This window comes from Ideonella lacteola, from assembly GCF_038066555.1.
Lineage (GTDB): Bacteria > Pseudomonadota > Gammaproteobacteria > Burkholderiales > Burkholderiaceae_C > Ideonella > Ideonella lacteola.
On the sequence record NZ_JBBUTG010000032.1, the window covers coordinates 19524 to 34453 of the forward strand.

Below are 14930 nucleotides of genomic sequence, written 5' to 3' on the forward strand. Positions count from 1 at the left end.
GAACCCCACTTGATTCGCCTCCGCGGCGCCGACCCCTCACACCTTCCCCGTTCCAGGAGCAGTCCATGAGCTTCCAGCAAGGTCTTTCAGGCTTGAACACCACGTCCAAGAGCCTGGAAGTCATCGGCAACAACATCGCCAATGCCAATACCTACGGGGCCAAGGGCTCGCGCGCAGAATTCGCCGACGTGTATGCGGCGACGCTGAACGGCACCGGCACCAACAACATCGGCATCGGGGTGCGGCTGGCCTCCGTCTCGCAGCAGTTCACCCAGGGCGGCATCACCGCCACCGAGAACCCGATGGACCTGGCCATCAACGGCGGCGGCTTCTTCCAGCTGACCGACACCGCCGGCAGCACGGTGTACAGCCGCAACGGCCAGTTCAAGGTCGACCGCAACGGCTACATCGTCAACAACGAGAGCATGCGGCTGATGGGCTACCTGGCCGACAACAACGGCGTGATCCAGCCGGGCGCCGCGGTGCCGCTCACCCTGCCCACCGCCGGCATCGAACCGAATGTGACCAGCCAGGTGGCGCTTGAGCTGAATCTCGACAAAGGCGACCCCATCACCCCCACCGCCAGCCCGTTGATCGACTTCAACGACAAGGACACCTACGCCGAGGCGACCGAGGTGTCGGTGTATGACACCGCAGGCCAGCCGGTGACCCTCACCTACTACTTCCAGAAGACCGCGGACGACACCTGGAACGTGTACGCCCGCGCCAATGGCACCACCTGCGCCGGCACCGACGCGCTGCCGGAACCCGTCACGACGCTGACTTTCTCAGCCGACGGCAAGACCTTCACCTCCAGCAACGCCACCTTCGATGTGCCGGCGACCACCGACGCCGATGGTGCGTCGACGCTGGCCATCCCCGGCATCGCGCTCGACTTCAGCGGCTCGACGCAGTACGGCGCCTCCTTCGGCGTCACCAACCTGAGCCAGGACGGCTACAGCGCCGGCTCGCTCAGTGGCATCACTTTCGATTCGTCGGGCATCGTCATGGCCCGCTACACCAACGGCCAGACCAAGCCGGCCGGGCAGCTGCAGTTGGCGAACTTCCGCAATCCGCAGGGCCTGCAGCCGCTGGGCGGCAATGGCTGGCGCACCACCTACGCCTCGGGCGACCCGATCGTCGGCACTCCGAGCACCGGCGCCTTTGGCGCGTTGCAGGCGGGCGCGCTGGAAGAGTCGAACGTCGACCTCACGGGCGAGCTGGTCAGCATGATCACCGCGCAGCGCAACTACCAGGCCAACGCGCAGACGATCAAGACGATGGACCAGGTGATGCAGACCTTGGTCAACCTCAGATAACGACCGCCAAGACGCCTTGGGCGTCGCCCCCCTAGGGGCGGCCCGTCGCCGAACATCCATTCACCCTCGGACCGCCGCAGGAGAGCCCGATGGACCGCATGATCTACCTGTCGATGTCCGGCGCCAAGGCCGCGATGCAGCGGCAGGACGTGCTCGCACACAACCTGGCCAACGCCTCGACCACCGGGTTCCGGGAGGAGCTGGCGGCCTTTCGTGCGGTGCCGGTGCGCGGAGATGGCGCCTCGACCCGGGTCTACTCGCTCGAAACCACCGTCGGCTACAAGTCGGACGCTGGCGCCGTGCAGCCCACCGGCCGCAACCTCGACGTGGCGATGAAGGGCAACGCGTGGCTGAGCGTTCAGGGGCTGGACGGCACGGAAGCCTACACGCGCGCAGGCTCGCTGCAGGTGAACGCGGAGGGGCTGCTCGTCACCCAGAGCGGGCTTCAGGTGCTCAGCGACAGCGGCCCGATCACGGCGCCCACCAATGCCGAGTTGCAGATCGCTCCCGATGGCACGGTGAGCGCCACCGTCCCCGGTGGCCGGCCGCAGTCGATCGGCAAGCTGAAGCTGGCGACGCCCGAAACCGACAACCAGCTCAGCCGGGGCGCCGATGGCCTGTTCCGGACGGCCAACGGCGACCCCCTGCAGGCCGATGCGAACGCCCGGCTGCAAGATGGCGTGCTCGAAGGCTCGAACGTCAGCCCGGTCGAGACCATGGTGGCCATGATCTCGGCCGCTCGTCAGTTCGAGCACCAGATGAAGCTGATCCAGACCTCAGAGCGGCAAGAGCAGACCGCCGCCAAACTGCTGTCAGCCAACGGCGGCTGATTCGCCTCATGATCCCCCTTGAGCAGCCGCGCGTCGATCAAGGGCCATTGACGCCGAACACGATGCCGGCGTTGCGGGCGTCGGTGCCCCAAACGCAGTAGTCATAGCGCCCGGCCACCGCCTGGCTCACCCACTTGTTGCCGATGCACGCACCGGCGTGCAGGCCCGCCGGGAAGTCGCCACCGATGCCCCAGGGCACCGCGCACCCGAGCAGGTCGATCCCCCGCAGGTTCTGGGTCGACTTGCCCACCAGAGCCAGCACCGATGCCTTGGTGGAGAACCCCGGCGCGATCTGCTGATCGCACTCGCCGTACAAGCCTTGCGGGTCACCCGCGCCACGCACGTGCAGCACGCCCAGCAGGACGGCATTGCCGTGACCATCGTTCGAGGTTTGCACGCAGTAGTTGAACGGATGGCGACCCGCTGGGCAGTCCACCGCGGTGGGCACCATGGCGCGAGCCGTGGTCGCAGCGGCGCACGCCAGCGTCACCATCCCGCTGATGGTTCTCGGGTCTCGGCCCGCGGCGATCAGCACCCCGATCTTCGGCTGCGGCGATGCGCCATTCGGGCAGCCTTCGTAGAGCGCGTTCGGGTCGCTGCGTGGGCTGACCTTCAGCACACCCAGGTCGACCGAATTGCCGCGTCCGTCGTTGCCGGCGCCCAGACAGAAGTCGAAGGCACTGTCACTCGGGCAGGGTCGCTTGGCGAAGCCGCCGCCCCCACCGAAGTGATCGCAACGCAAGACCTTGATGGCCAGCACGTCGGTGACCGGCTCGCCCACATAGGGCAGCGTCTCGAGCTTGCTGCCCAGGGACGAGTTGTTGCCGCAGTGGCCGTACGGCGCCACCGGTTCGGCCGATGCATTCCAGCGAGACACCGAATCGTCGGCCATCGCCGACGAGACCGACAAACAGCCCAGCGCCACCCACGGCGCCCACGACACCTTGCGCATGACGATCCTCCTGTGATGCGAAATGCCGCGGCGCGCACCGTCGCGGCCATGCATCCTGCGCCCAGGGAACCTGCCCCACTTTGATGCAGTACAAGGCTTGGGTGCGAGGCGAATGAAGCCGTCAGTCCGGCGGACCAAGGATGGACGGCGCAGGGGCTCTTCCCGAGCCGTTCCTGCGCCGCCACTCGACGCTTGGAGCCTTGACCCCGGCCGGCTTGCGGCCGCCTCCGGGAGCTCTCTACCCACCACAACCCACGTGCCAGACGAGGTGGCCGTGCACGAACTTGCCAATCCGCGCCGGCCTCATCTCTTCAATACGGAATCGGGCCGCCGTTTCGGACATGGGCGGCGCCAATTTGTCACGCTTTTGGGGCCGGCGTGCCGCCGTTCAGCGGAAGTGATCGAGCATGCGCTCCAGCGTGGCGATGAAGGGCGTCTCCATCAGCGGCAGGATGAACAGCAGGCTGGCCAGGCCAATGCCCATGGTGATCGGAAAGCCGATCGAGAAGATGTGGGTTTGCGGCGCCACCCGGGAGATCACCCCCAGGATCAGGTTGACGAACATCATGATGGCGATCAGCGGCAGCGCGATCCACAGGCCCATCTTGAACACCTCCGCCCCCCATTGGTGCGGCATCGTGGCGGTGAGGAAGGCGAAGGGCTCCGGGCCCACCGGGAAGGCGTTCAGGCTCTGCACCACCGCTGCGATCACGCTCAGATGGCCATTCAAGACGATGAACAGAAAGCCCACCAGCGTGCCGAAGAAGCGGCTCACCGCGGTGGTTTGGGTGGCGGTGAGTGGATCGAAGAAGCCCGCGAAATTCATGCCCATCTGCAGGCCGGCGATTTCACCGGCGAACTCGACGGTGGCAAAGACGATGCGGACGGCAAACCCCAACGACAGGCCGATCAGCAGTTGCTGCACCACCAGGAGCACGGCCTGCATCGAATCCAGCGGCACCGGGGCGATCTCCGGGCCCACGCCGCTGGCGCACACCGCCACCAGAAAGGCGAGCGCCACCCGCACGCGCATGGGCACCAGGCGCTGCCCCATCACCGGCATCGCCTGGAACAGCGCCAGCACACGCAGAAATGGCCAGAGCACCGGCGTGATCCATGCCAGCAACTGGGCCTCGGTGAAGGTGATCATCGCGGTGACGCGTAGGGGCCGTCAGCGCCGGGCTGCGCCCAGGCGGCGGGTCAGCCGGCGGCCGACGGAATCGCCAGCAGCATGTTGCGCAGATAGTCGACCAACGAGCTCATCATCCACGGCCCCGCGATGGCCATCACCGCCACGGCGGCGACCAGCTTCGGCACGAAGCTCAGCGTCGCCTCGTTGATCTGGGTGGCGGCCTGGAAGATGCTGACCAGCACCCCCACCACCAGGATGACCAGCAGCAGCGGTGCCGACACGGTCAGCAGCATCATCAGGCCCTGCTGGCCAAAGGTGAAGACTTGAGCGGAATCCATGGTCAGGTGACGAAGCTGGCAGCAAGGGAGCCGAGCAGCAGGTTCCAGCCATCGGCCAGTACGAACAGCATCAGCTTGAACGGCAGCGCCACGAGCACCGGCGACAACATCATCATCCCCAGGCTCATCAGCACGCTGGCCACGATCATGTCGATGATCAGGAACGGCACAAAGATCAAAAAGCCGATCTGGAAGGCGCTTTTCAACTCACTGGTCACGAAGGCCGGCACCAGCACCTTGAACGGCACGTCTTCGCCCTTCACAGCCGGGTCGAGCTTGGCCAACTTGGCGAACAGCTGAACGTCGGACTGACGCGTCTGCTTGAGCATGAATTCCCGCATCGGCACCTCGCCCCGCTTGAGCGCCTCGTCGAAGGCGATCTGGCTGGCGGAATACGGCATCCATGCCTGCTGGTAGACCTTGTCGATGGTCGGCGACATCACGAAAAAGGTCAGGAACAGCGACAAGCCGATGATGACCTGGTTCGGCGGCGCGGCCTGCGTGCCCAGCGCCTGGCGCAACAGCCCCAGCACGATGACGATGCGGGTGAAACCCGTCATCAGCAGCAGCACCGCCGGCAGGAACGACAGCGCGGTGAAGAACAGCAACGTCTGGATGGGCACCGAATAGCTGGTGCCGCCAGCGCCCTGCCCCACCACCAGTGGCAGCGTCGGGCCCGAGGGGGCCGCCTGGGCCTGTGCCTCGGTCGGCACCAGCCATGCGCCCAGCAGCATCAGCGCCACCGTGTACAGCGCGCGGCGCCAGGGTTGGGGATCACTCATGGGTTGCGCCTCCTCCCGGGGCGGGCCCGGAGCGCCATTTGGCAATCAGCTGGGTCACCGTGGCGGCCTGCGGGGTGCGCAGGGCCGGCGGCACCTCGAGTGGCGCCTCCAGCTGGGTCAGGTGGGTGATGTTCTCTGGCGTCACGCCCAGCACCAGCCAGCGCGCGGTCGCCCCTTGCCCCACCTCGACCACCACCACCCGTTGCGAGGGCGACAGCGAGAGGCTGGAGACCGTGCGCATCAGGCCGTCCTGGCCGGCACCGGCATAGCCCGAGCGGCGCAGCAGCCACAAGGCCACGGGAATGAGCGCCACGACGGCGATGAAGGCGAGCAAAGGCGTGAGCGAAGAAGGTGTCATGGTTTCCGGACAAGCGACTTGCGTGGATCCGGCCCCGCCGGCCCACCGCAGACGCTTCTTCGAGAAAAGCGGACCGCAGGGAGCGCGGAGCCCCGTCAGGTACGGCTGAGACGGCGCATGCGTTCGCTGGGCGTCACGATGTCGGTCAGGCGGATACCGAACTTGTCGTTCACCACCACCACTTCACCCTGGGCGATCAGAAAGCCGTTGACCAGCACGTCCATCGGTTCACCGGCCAGGGTCTCGAGTTCAACGACCGAGCCCTGGGCCAGTTGCAGGATATTCTTGATCGGAATGCGTGTGCGGCCCAGTTCCACGGTCAGCTGGACGGGAATGTCCAGGATCATGTTCAGGTCATTGCCGGCGCCGGCCACCCCGGTGGGCGCGAAATTGGCGAAGGTCGCCGGCGACACCTGCTCGGCCGGCGAGGCCAGCTCGCTGGCCACGTTGTCACCGCCGCCCTTGGACTCTGCCAGTGCCGCCGCCCAGGCATCGGCCATATCGTCTTGGTCATTGGCCATCAGCGGCTCCTTCAACTCACGTTCGTGTCGCCCAGCCAGCCCAGCGACGAGCTGGACAGCAGGCGGTCAATCTTGATCGCGTAGTGGCCGTCGGACGTGCCGTACTGGCAGTCGAAGACGGGCACCCCATCCACCTTGGCCTGGATCATCGGCAGCAGGTCGAGCTCGACGAAGTCGCCCGGCTTGAACGCCAGCAACTGCTCGACCGTGGCCTGCGCCGTGCCCAGCTCGGCCACCAGGTCGACCTCGGCCGACTTGATCTGCTCTTTGAGCAGGTTCACCCAGCGGCGGTCCGGCTCGGAGGAATCGCCCTGGATCGACGAATACAGCACATCGCGGATGGGCTCGAGCGTCGAATAGGGAATGCAGAAGTGGATCGTTCCCGAGGTCTCGCCGATCTCCAGCGTGAACGACGACGACACCACGATTTCACTCGGGGTGGCGATGTTGGCGAACTGCGGCTGCATCTCCGAACGCTGGTAGTCCAGCTCGAGCGGATAGATGCCATGCCAGGCGCGACGGTACTCGGCGATGATGCAGTCGACCAGGCGCTCGATCACGCGCTGCTCGGTGGCCGAGAAGTCGCGCCCCTCGATGCGGGTGTGGAACTTGCCCACGCCACCAAAGAGCGAATCGATCACCGCGAAGACGATGCTCGGGTCGCAGACGATCAGCCCTGATCCACGCAAGGGGCGCACCGAGACGATGTTGAAGTTGGTGGGCACCACGATCTCGCGCAGGAAGGCCGAGTACTTTTGGACCTTGATGCCGTTGATCGAGACTTCCGGGCTCTTGCGGATGAAGTTGAACAGGCCGATGCGGATGTTGCGTGCGAACCGCTCGCCGATGATTTCCATCGTCGGCATGCGGCCACGAACAATGCGCTCCTGGCTCGCAATGTCGTAGACGCGTATGCCGCCCTCGGGCAGCTCCTCCTGCTCGAGCTTCTGACTCTCGCCGGTGATGCCCTGCAGCAGTGCATCGACTTCGTCTTGCGAAAGAATCTGCTGGTTCATGCTGACTCAATGGCCCGGCCACATGGCACACCACGCCCACACGGCGCAGGTGGCAGTGTGGCGTGGCGAAGGGCCGGCAAGGATCACGACTGCCCGCCTGTCGGTCACTGGATGATGAACGACGAGAACTGAACCGACTTGATCGGCAGGTCGTCTTCGTGGACCTTGGGCTTCTTCTTCTTTTTCTTCTTGCTGCTGGACGCTTCTTCCTCGTCTTCGTCGGGCAGATCCACGCCCATCGGCCGCAGTGCTTCACGGCGCACCTCCTTGGCCAGCGTTTCCTTGCCTTCCTGGTCCATCAACTCCGACGAACTCTTGTGCGAAAGCAGCAGCAGGATGTTGTTGCGAATGGCCGGCATGTAGGCCTTGATCTCGTCGCCCACGTGGGCATCGGCCACTTCCAGCGTGATGCCGATCTGCGCGAAACGGTCTGCTTCACGGTCGGCCAGGTTCACGACGAACGGGTCGAGCGGCACGAACACCGGCGGCACGTGCTTCTCATCCTTCTTGTGGGTGTCCTTGGCCGCCGGCTTGTGGTGCGACTCGCCATCGTCGCCTTCGTCTTCAGCCTCGGCGGCGGCGGCCGCCTCGGCGGCCTTCTTCTTCATGTAGACGACGGCGCCCCCGCCGCCGATGCCCAGCAGCGCGACCAGCGCGCCGACGATGATGATCAGCTTCTTCTTGCCCTTCTTGGGCGCTTCAGCGGCATCGGTGGCAGCTGCGGCAGCGGACATGATGGAGGCTCCTTGCTCGAATCGGGTCGCTCACCGCGCGGCCGCCCAGGGCGACGCGACACGGTTGCGTTATCGATGATTATTGGGAGCAAGGGTTGCGCGCGAAGGCGCAAAAAGCGGGTGATTTTCGGCCGTCCTGCCAACTAAGTGGCGGCTGCCGGCGAGCGGGATAGACGCCTGGGCGACACACCGGCCCGGCGCTGGCGCTGGCCCCCGGCCTACGGTGCGATCGCAGGGGCGTTGCGGCCCGTCAGGCCACCAGGTCGATCAGGCCCCGCTGGGCTGGGCGGGCGGCGCGGCTGGCGGTATCGGCCGTGGCGTCGCCGCGGGCCGGTGCGATCCAGCCGGGCAGCGAAAAGGCGCGCTGCCCCTCGGGATCGCCCTGGCGGGCGTGCTGCCCCGTCTGGTCAGAGACACTGCCGCCCGACAGGGTGAGCCCCACATCGCCGAGCGCCTCGGCCAGCTCAGGCAGGGCTTCGGCAAGGGCGGCGCGGGTCGCCGCCACATCGGCCCCCAGTTCGACCTGGGTGTGGCCATCGCGGAGCGCGATGCGCACGTCGATGGGGCCCATGTCGCGCGGGTTCAACTCGAGTGTGGCGTACTGCACGCCATCCTTGAGCCAGGTGTTCAATTGCGCCCCGAGCGCAGCCGGGAAGCCCGCGCTGCCCGGTGGCGGGGCGAGCGTGGCCTGCGCGGGCGGCGCCTCGGCAGGGGCGGCCGGCGCCGCCGGTGCCTCGCCCAGGCTGGGCAGCGAGAAGTCGGCGCCTGCTGCCGCAGCCGCGCCTATTGGCTCGGTGCTGGCCGGCGCGAGGTTGACCGGCAGGGCATCAAGCGTCGGCGCCATGCCGCGGATGTCGATGCCCTGGGCCGCGTCGCTGGCGGCGGCCAAGCGTGCGCCGAAGCCGGCGGCCAGGCCGGCAGCGCCCGCCTGGCTGGGGTCGGCAGCGCCTGCCGTGGCGGTCTCTGCCGATCCGGCAGCGCGCGCGCGGCCTTCCACCCCCAACCGTGCCCGCGCCGCGGCGAGCAGGCCCGCATGGCGCAGTGAAGCCACCAGTTCGGCCGGTGTCTGCGCCGGCTCGGCTTGGGTCGGGGTGTTGGCGCTGCCGGCGTCGTCTGCCGGATCGCGCGAGGGCCGGTGGGCCTCGGCGCGGTGTTCGTGCTCGGCGGGTTCCTCGGCCGCGTCCTTGCTTCCGACCTCGTCGTGGCCCTGCGCCTGCGCGGCGGTCGGTGTGGTGTCTTCATCCACCGCGCCTTGCAACAACTGCGCGAACCCCGAGGGCTTTCCAGCCGCGCCTTGGCCGCCTGCCCCATGAGGCGTGCCCGCCGACGATCGGGCGCGGGCCGCGGAGTGGGGGGCGGAAGTAGCGCCGGAAGCAGCGTGCGTGGCCGGGGTGGGGGTGTTCAGGCTCATGGTGGGGAACCGTCAGGCAAAGGGTGTCGGGGTGAACGGCAGGCGCGGTGCATCGGGATGGCCCAAGGCCATCAGGCGGGCGCGGCCATCGAGACGGCCCGGGCCCAGCCGAGGCGCTGGGCGGCTTCGTCGACCGTCTTTTGTTCGCGCCGCTGTTCGCGGGTGGCCTGGGCTTGAAGACGACGCTCGATCAGGCGCTGCACAGTGGCCACCTTGGTCTCGCGGTGGCGCAACCGCAGCCGAGCCGCTTCGACCCGGCCATGCGCCAACTCCACCTGGCCCTGCTGCGCCGAGATGGCCTGCTCCAGCCGCTCGATGAAGCCCTGGTAGCAATGAAGAATCTCGATGGGCGCGCGCTGCGAGAACTGGGCTGCCCAGCGCTTGCGGTACTCGCCTCGGTAGGTGACCAGCGAATCGGCCTGTTCACGGGTGGCGCGCTCCTGCGCCTCGGCCTGGCGCCACTCGGCCAGCGCGGCGTCGCGCTTCTCCTTCTCGCGTTCCAGCAGGGTGTGCAGCAGGTCGAGTCGGTCCATGTTTCAGTCAGCGTTGGTGCGGTGGGCCGTGGAGGGGGATGAGCCGTCCCGGGCGATCAAGCGGGGTTCAGAGCCAGCAGTTGCCGGCGGCTGGCTTCGAGCGTGGCGCATTCGTGCATGCCTTGTTGCAGCAGCGCGATCAGCTTGGGGTTCACCTTCACGGCGGCGTCGAGCTCCGGGTCGGCCCCCGGCGTGTAGGCGCCGAGCTGGATCAGGTCGCGCGCCTTGTTGAAGCGGGCCAGCCACTGGCGGGCACGGCGAGCACCGTCAAGGTGATCGCGCTGAGCCACCGAGGTCATCACCCGCGAGATCGACTTCTCCACATCGATCGCCGGGAAGTGGCCGCTCTCGGCCAGCTCGCGCGAGAGCACGATGTGCCCGTCGAGAATGCCTCGTGCCGCATCGGCGATCGGGTCTTGCGGGTCGTCGCCCTCAGTCAACACCGTGTAGAAGGCGGTGATCGAGCCGACGCCATTCAGCCCATTGCCTGAGCGCTCCACCAGCTGCGGCAACTTGGCGAAACAGCTCGGCGGGTAGCCTTTGGTGGCAGGCGGCTCGCCGATGGCCAGTGCGATCTCCCGCTGGGCCATCGCATAGCGGGTGAGCGAGTCCATCAGCAGCAGCACATGCTGGCCGCGGTCGCGGAAGTGTTCGGCGATGGCGGTGGCGTAGCTCGCGCCCTGCATGCGCACCAGGGGCGGCGCGTCGGCTGGCGCAGCGACCACGACCGCGCGTTGCCGGCCCTCTTCGCCGAGGATGTCCTCGATGAATTCCTTCACTTCGCGGCCACGCTCGCCAATCAGCCCGACGACGATCACATCGGCCTTGGTGTAGCGGGCCATCATGCCCATCAGCACCGACTTGCCCACGCCCGTGCCGGCGAACAGGCCAATGCGCTGGCCTCGGCCCACGGTGAGCAATGCGTTGATGGCCCGTACCCCGGTGTCCAGCGGCAGGCGCACCGGGTCACGGTCCATCGCGTTGATCGGGCGCCGCACCATCGGCTCGTTGTGCACATCCGGGATCGGGCCGCCGCGGTCCATCGGTTGACCATGGGCATCGACCACCCGGCCCAGCAGCCCATCGCCCATCGGCAGGTGCAAGCCGCGGTCTTCGCTGCGCCGCCACGGGTGGTTCTCCACCCCGAAACGCGGCGGAATCTGAGGCACCGGCAGCGGCACGACGCGGGCACCGCTGGCCAGGCCATGCAGTTCACCCGTGGGCATCAGGTAGGCCCGATCGCCATTGAAGCCCACCACCTCGGCCGTCACCGGTTGCTCACCGGGCGTGCCCACCGCGCACACGGCCCCCACCGGGGCGCGGACGCCGGCGGCCTCCAGCACGAGACCGGTCACGCGCACCAGCGATCCCTGCATCTCCAGCGGTTGGGGCAGGCTGGCGTAGTTCTTCATGTCGCCCATGAAGCGCTGCCATTGGCTCTCGCGTTTGGCCACGCTCATGCGTCACCCTCGGTCTCTGGAGCCGGGTCGACCAGCGGAATGTCGCTGCCGAACACCGCTGCGGCCTGAGCCCAGCGCGCCTCGATGCGGGCATCCACCTGCCCCAGATCGGATTCGACGATGCAGCCGCCCGGCTGAAGGCTGGCATCGGCCTGCAAGAGCACGCCGCGGGCCTGCAGCAAGTCCGCCGAGCCCTCTTCAACGAGCGGCAGGTCTTTCGGGTTCAACCGCAAACGCAGGTGGCGGGCGGACAAGATCACCGCGCCCACCGCGTCCTGCGCCACCTGCACGATCAGATCCGGCCGTTGCTCGATCTCGCTGCGCACCACCTGGCGAGCCAGGGTCACCGCGGTGTGCACCAGTGTCTCGGCCATCTGGGCGTCGAGCGCTTCCGTCTGGCTGTCGAACGCGGCCACGATCTGCCCCATCTGGGCGCTGATCTGCTGCGCGAACTGGCGCTTGGCGGCCTCCAGCGCCTCCAGCCCATCACGATAGCCCTGCTGGTAGCCCTGGCCGCGGGCCTCTTCGATGCGCGCGAGCCACTGTTCAGCCGTCGGTTCGGGCGGCGCGGCGGGGGGTTGCTGGGCCTCGGGCCGTGCCTGGGGCTTGGCCGACTGCGGCTTGGCACTCGCATTCGATGCGGCGCCGAGGTCACCGAAGGCGCCAGGCGTCCACGCGGCGAAGTCCTGCAGCTCTTCGCGCGGAATGAAGCGCGAGTAGGCGTTGGTCGCCTTGTCCTTGCTGCCGGGCGGCGGCGGCACCTGGCGGATGCCGGATTTGGAACTGCTGGACATCTCAATCCTGCGGACGGTTCATGGGCAGGTGCGTGTCACAGGAAGTCATCCGCGCCACCAGAAGCCAGCACGATCTGGCCTTCATCCACCAGGCGGCGGACGATCTTCAGCATTTCCTTCTGCTCGGCTTCGACCTCGCTGACGCGCACCGGGCCGCGCGATTCGAGGTCTTCGCGCAGCGTCTCGGCCGCGCGCGACGACATGTTGCGGAACACCTTGTCGCGCAACTCGGGTGTGGCGCCCTTGAGCGCGATGACCAGCGACTCGCTCTGCACTTCCTTCAGCACCGCCTGGAAGCCCTTGTCGTCGAGCTTGTTCATGTCCTCGAAGGTGAACATGTTGTCCATGATCTTCTGGGCCAGGTCGCCATCGGCTTCACGGATGTAGTCCAGCGCAGAGGTTTCGACCGCCGTGCCCATCAGGTTGATGATCTCGGCCGCGGCCTTCACGCCACCGAGCGACGCCTTCTTCAGCTTGTCGCCACCGGCCAGCACCTTGCTCAGCACCTCGTTGAGGTCCTTCAGCGCCGCCGGCTGGATGCCATCGAGCGTCGCAATGCGGATCAGCACCTCGTTGCGCTGCCGCTCGGTGAAGCACTTCAGCACATCCGAGCTCTGGTCGTTGTCCAGGTGCACGAGGATGGCCGCCACGATCTGCGGGTGCTCGTTGCGCAGCAGCTCGGCCACCGAGCCCGGGTCCATCCACTTCAGGCTTTCGATGCCCGAGACATCCGAGCCCTGCAGAATCCGGTCGATCAGCAGGTTGGCCTTGTCATCGCCGAGCGCCTTGCGCAGCACCGATTTCACATACTCATCGGTGTCGGGCACGAGGATGTGCTGCTCGGCCGCGGTGTGGGCGAAGCGCTCCAGCACCGCCTCCACGCGTTCACGCGGAATCACCTTCAGCTTGGCGATCGTCTCACCCAGCTTCTGCACTTCCTTCGGGCCAAGGTGTTTGAACACCTGCGCAGCTTCTTCCTCGCCAAGTGACATCAGCAGAATGGCCGCGCTCTCCAGGCCATCGTCGTTGTTGCTGTTATTGGGCATGACAGACTCTCCCGGGGCGCGGCATCAAGCCGCCGCCTCGCCATTGACCCACTCGCGCATGATGTTGGCCACCGCGGCGGGGTTGTCCTTCGCCAGTTGGCGTGCGCTTTCGAGCTTGCGGTTCTCCAGCGGGGCTTCCAGCGCCGGCAAGGCACCTTCGCCCGGCAGAGCGTTGGCATCGTCGACCACCGCATCGAGCTGCTGACCTCGCTTGTCGTCGGCCGCTTCCACCACCACCGGCGGCCGCAGGGCCGGCCGGATGACACCGAAGATCAGGCCGAGCGCCACCAGGGCGAGTGCCCCCGGCACGGCACCTGCACGCACCAGGTCGAGCACCCAGGGCTGCTTCCACAACGGCAGGTCATCGGCCTTTTCGGGAGCCTCGATCTGGAACGGCGCGTTGACGACGCGCACCGAATCGCCGCGTTCCTTGTTGTAGCCCACCGCCTCTTGCACGAGTGTGGTGAGCTTTTCGATCTCTTCAGCACTCAGCGGCGTGGTCGACGATTTGCCCTTGGCATCGACCTTGGTGCGGTGGTTCACCACCACCGCGGCATTCAGGCGCTTGACCACCCCCACGGCGTTGCGCTTCATCTGCACCGTCTTGTCGACCTCGTAGTTGGTCGTGGCCTCGCGCCGGCCCGATCCACCCTGGGCGGCGTTGGTGGCCTGCAGCGGGGCAGCGCTGCCGTTGATGGGGGCGGTGGCCGGCACCGGGGGTTGGTTGCTGGCCGCGCCAGGCACACCGGACGGCGTGGCCGAGCCCGCGTTGTTCGCCTCGCTGGTGGATTGGCTGCGCACGGCGGCCGGCTGGTCGCCCTGGTTCGGGCGGAATTGCTCGCTGGTCGATTCGATCTGGGTGAAGTCGATGTCGGCGGTGACGGTGGCTCGCAGATTGCCTCGGCCGACCACCGGCTCCAGCAGGTCGTTCACCCGCGCGAGATAGCTCTTCTCAACCTGCGCCACGTACTGCAGCTGTTGCTCGTTGAGCGACTTGCCGTTGTCCTCCTCAGGGCCCGAGAGCAACGCGCCACGCTGGTCCAACACGCTCACCGCCTTCGGGCTGAGTTCGGGCACGCTGGACGACACGAGGTGCACGATGCCGGCGGCCTGGGCGCGATCAAGCTGGAAGCCCGGATGCAGCGTGAGCATCACACTGGCACTGGGCTTCTGCTGTTCGCGGAAGAACCCATTCTGGTTCGGCAGCGCCAGGTGCACGCGTGCATCCTCCACGCCTTCGAGCTTGCTGATCGTGCGAACCAGCTCACCCTCGAGGGCGCGCTGCATGTTGGCCCGCTCCTGCCGATCGGTTTGACCGAAGCGATTGACATCCAGAAGTTCGTTGCCGACCACCGAGGCCTTCGGCATGCCCTTGGCCGCGAGTTTCATCTTGGCGTCGTACAGGCGATCGGCGGGCACCTTGATGGCCCCACCGCCATCGGTGTAGCGGTAAGGAACGCCCATCGCGCCCAGCTCGGCCACGATGGCACCAGCTTCCTTGTCAGGCAGGCCGGCATAGAGCACGCGCCAGTCGCCCTGGCTGGCCCACATGGCCATGGCCACCACCACGGCCGCGAGTGCGGCCAGGCCGATACCGAGCTTCATCTTCGTGCCGGCAGGCATCATCGCCAGGCGCCCCATCAACCCCGTCGACGGTTCGGCGGGGACCAGGGGAACAGGCACTGCGGCGTTGGCGTCCATGAG

16 protein-coding genes are annotated in these 14930 nt (G+C 67.2%); 2 read left to right on the top strand and 14 right to left on the bottom strand.

The window, feature by feature from the left end; genetic code table 11:
* The first annotated feature begins 65 nt into the window (after window positions 1-65).
* Together flgE and flgF are read left to right on the top strand one after the other, a co-directional pair.
* Window positions 66-1319, top strand: coding sequence for a flagellar hook protein FlgE (gene flgE, locus AACH06_RS27795; RefSeq protein ID WP_341429065.1), 1254 nt, complete (start codon window positions 66-68; stop codon window positions 1317-1319).
* 89 nt (window positions 1320-1408) lie between these two features.
* Window positions 1409-2149: a flagellar basal-body rod protein FlgF gene (gene flgF / locus AACH06_RS27800; RefSeq protein ID WP_341429066.1), complete on the top strand. Its 741-nt coding sequence runs from the start codon at window positions 1409-1411 to the stop codon at window positions 2147-2149.
* Window positions 2150-2186: 37 nt separating this feature from the next.
* On the opposite strand, the gene AACH06_RS27805 is transcribed toward flgF, so the two are convergent.
* The 14 genes from AACH06_RS27805 to fliF all read right to left on the bottom strand — a co-directional run bounded on the left by AACH06_RS27805 (window position 2187) and on the right by fliF (window position 14927).
* A complete protein-coding gene (locus AACH06_RS27805; RefSeq protein WP_341429067.1) occupies window positions 2187-3101 on the bottom strand; it encodes a hypothetical protein in 915 nt (304 codons plus the stop codon).
* Between the two features lie 388 nt (window positions 3102-3489).
* Window positions 3490-4251: a flagellar biosynthetic protein FliR gene (gene fliR / locus AACH06_RS27810; RefSeq protein ID WP_341429068.1), complete on the bottom strand. Its 762-nt coding sequence runs from the start codon at window positions 4249-4251 to the stop codon at window positions 3490-3492.
* A 50-nt stretch (window positions 4252-4301) separates the two neighbouring features.
* Window positions 4302-4571: a flagellar biosynthesis protein FliQ gene (gene fliQ / locus AACH06_RS27815; RefSeq protein WP_341429069.1), complete on the bottom strand. Its 270-nt coding sequence runs from the start codon at window positions 4569-4571 to the stop codon at window positions 4302-4304.
* Between the two features lie 2 nt (window positions 4572-4573).
* Window positions 4574-5305, bottom strand: a complete 732-nt coding sequence (gene fliP / locus AACH06_RS27820) for a flagellar type III secretion system pore protein FliP (protein WP_341429106.1) — start codon at window positions 5303-5305, stop codon at window positions 4574-4576.
* Between the two features lie 40 nt (window positions 5306-5345).
* Window positions 5346-5711: a flagellar biosynthetic protein FliO gene (gene fliO, locus AACH06_RS27825; RefSeq protein WP_341429070.1), complete on the bottom strand. Its 366-nt coding sequence runs from the start codon at window positions 5709-5711 to the stop codon at window positions 5346-5348.
* Window positions 5712-5806: 95 nt separating this feature from the next.
* A complete protein-coding gene (gene fliN, locus AACH06_RS27830; RefSeq protein ID WP_341429071.1) occupies window positions 5807-6232 on the bottom strand; it encodes a flagellar motor switch protein FliN in 426 nt (141 codons plus the stop codon).
* 11 nt (window positions 6233-6243) lie between these two features.
* Window positions 6244-7248, bottom strand: a complete 1005-nt coding sequence (gene fliM / locus AACH06_RS27835; protein ID WP_341429072.1) for a flagellar motor switch protein FliM — start codon at window positions 7246-7248, stop codon at window positions 6244-6246.
* 104 nt (window positions 7249-7352) lie between these two features.
* Window positions 7353-7982 carry a flagellar basal body-associated FliL family protein gene (locus tag AACH06_RS27840; protein WP_341429073.1) on the bottom strand — a complete coding sequence of 210 codons (630 nt, stop codon included), beginning with the start codon at window positions 7980-7982 and terminating at the stop codon, window positions 7353-7355.
* Window positions 7983-8232: 250 nt separating this feature from the next.
* A complete protein-coding gene (locus tag AACH06_RS27845; protein ID WP_341429074.1) occupies window positions 8233-9393 on the bottom strand; it encodes a flagellar hook-length control protein FliK in 1161 nt (386 codons plus the stop codon).
* A gap of 71 nt (window positions 9394-9464) precedes the next feature.
* Complete coding sequence (gene fliJ / locus AACH06_RS27850) at window positions 9465-9926, bottom strand: flagellar export protein FliJ (RefSeq protein WP_341429075.1); 462 nt, start codon at window positions 9924-9926, stop codon at window positions 9465-9467.
* 56 nt (window positions 9927-9982) lie between these two features.
* Window positions 9983-11386, bottom strand: a complete 1404-nt coding sequence (gene fliI, locus AACH06_RS27855; RefSeq protein WP_341429076.1) for a flagellar protein export ATPase FliI — start codon at window positions 11384-11386, stop codon at window positions 9983-9985.
* Window positions 11383-12180 carry a FliH/SctL family protein gene (locus AACH06_RS27860; RefSeq protein ID WP_341429077.1) on the bottom strand — a complete coding sequence of 266 codons (798 nt, stop codon included), beginning with the start codon at window positions 12178-12180 and terminating at the stop codon, window positions 11383-11385. The genes fliI and AACH06_RS27860 overlap by 4 nt, the downstream gene beginning before the upstream one ends.
* Window positions 12181-12215: 35 nt before the next feature.
* Window positions 12216-13226, bottom strand: coding sequence for a flagellar motor switch protein FliG (fliG, locus tag AACH06_RS27865; RefSeq protein WP_341429078.1), 1011 nt, complete (start codon window positions 13224-13226; stop codon window positions 12216-12218).
* A gap of 24 nt (window positions 13227-13250) precedes the next feature.
* Window positions 13251-14927 carry a flagellar basal-body MS-ring/collar protein FliF gene (gene fliF / locus AACH06_RS27870; RefSeq protein WP_341429079.1) on the bottom strand — a complete coding sequence of 559 codons (1677 nt, stop codon included), beginning with the start codon at window positions 14925-14927 and terminating at the stop codon, window positions 13251-13253.
* Between the last annotated feature and the right edge of the window lie 3 nt (window positions 14928-14930).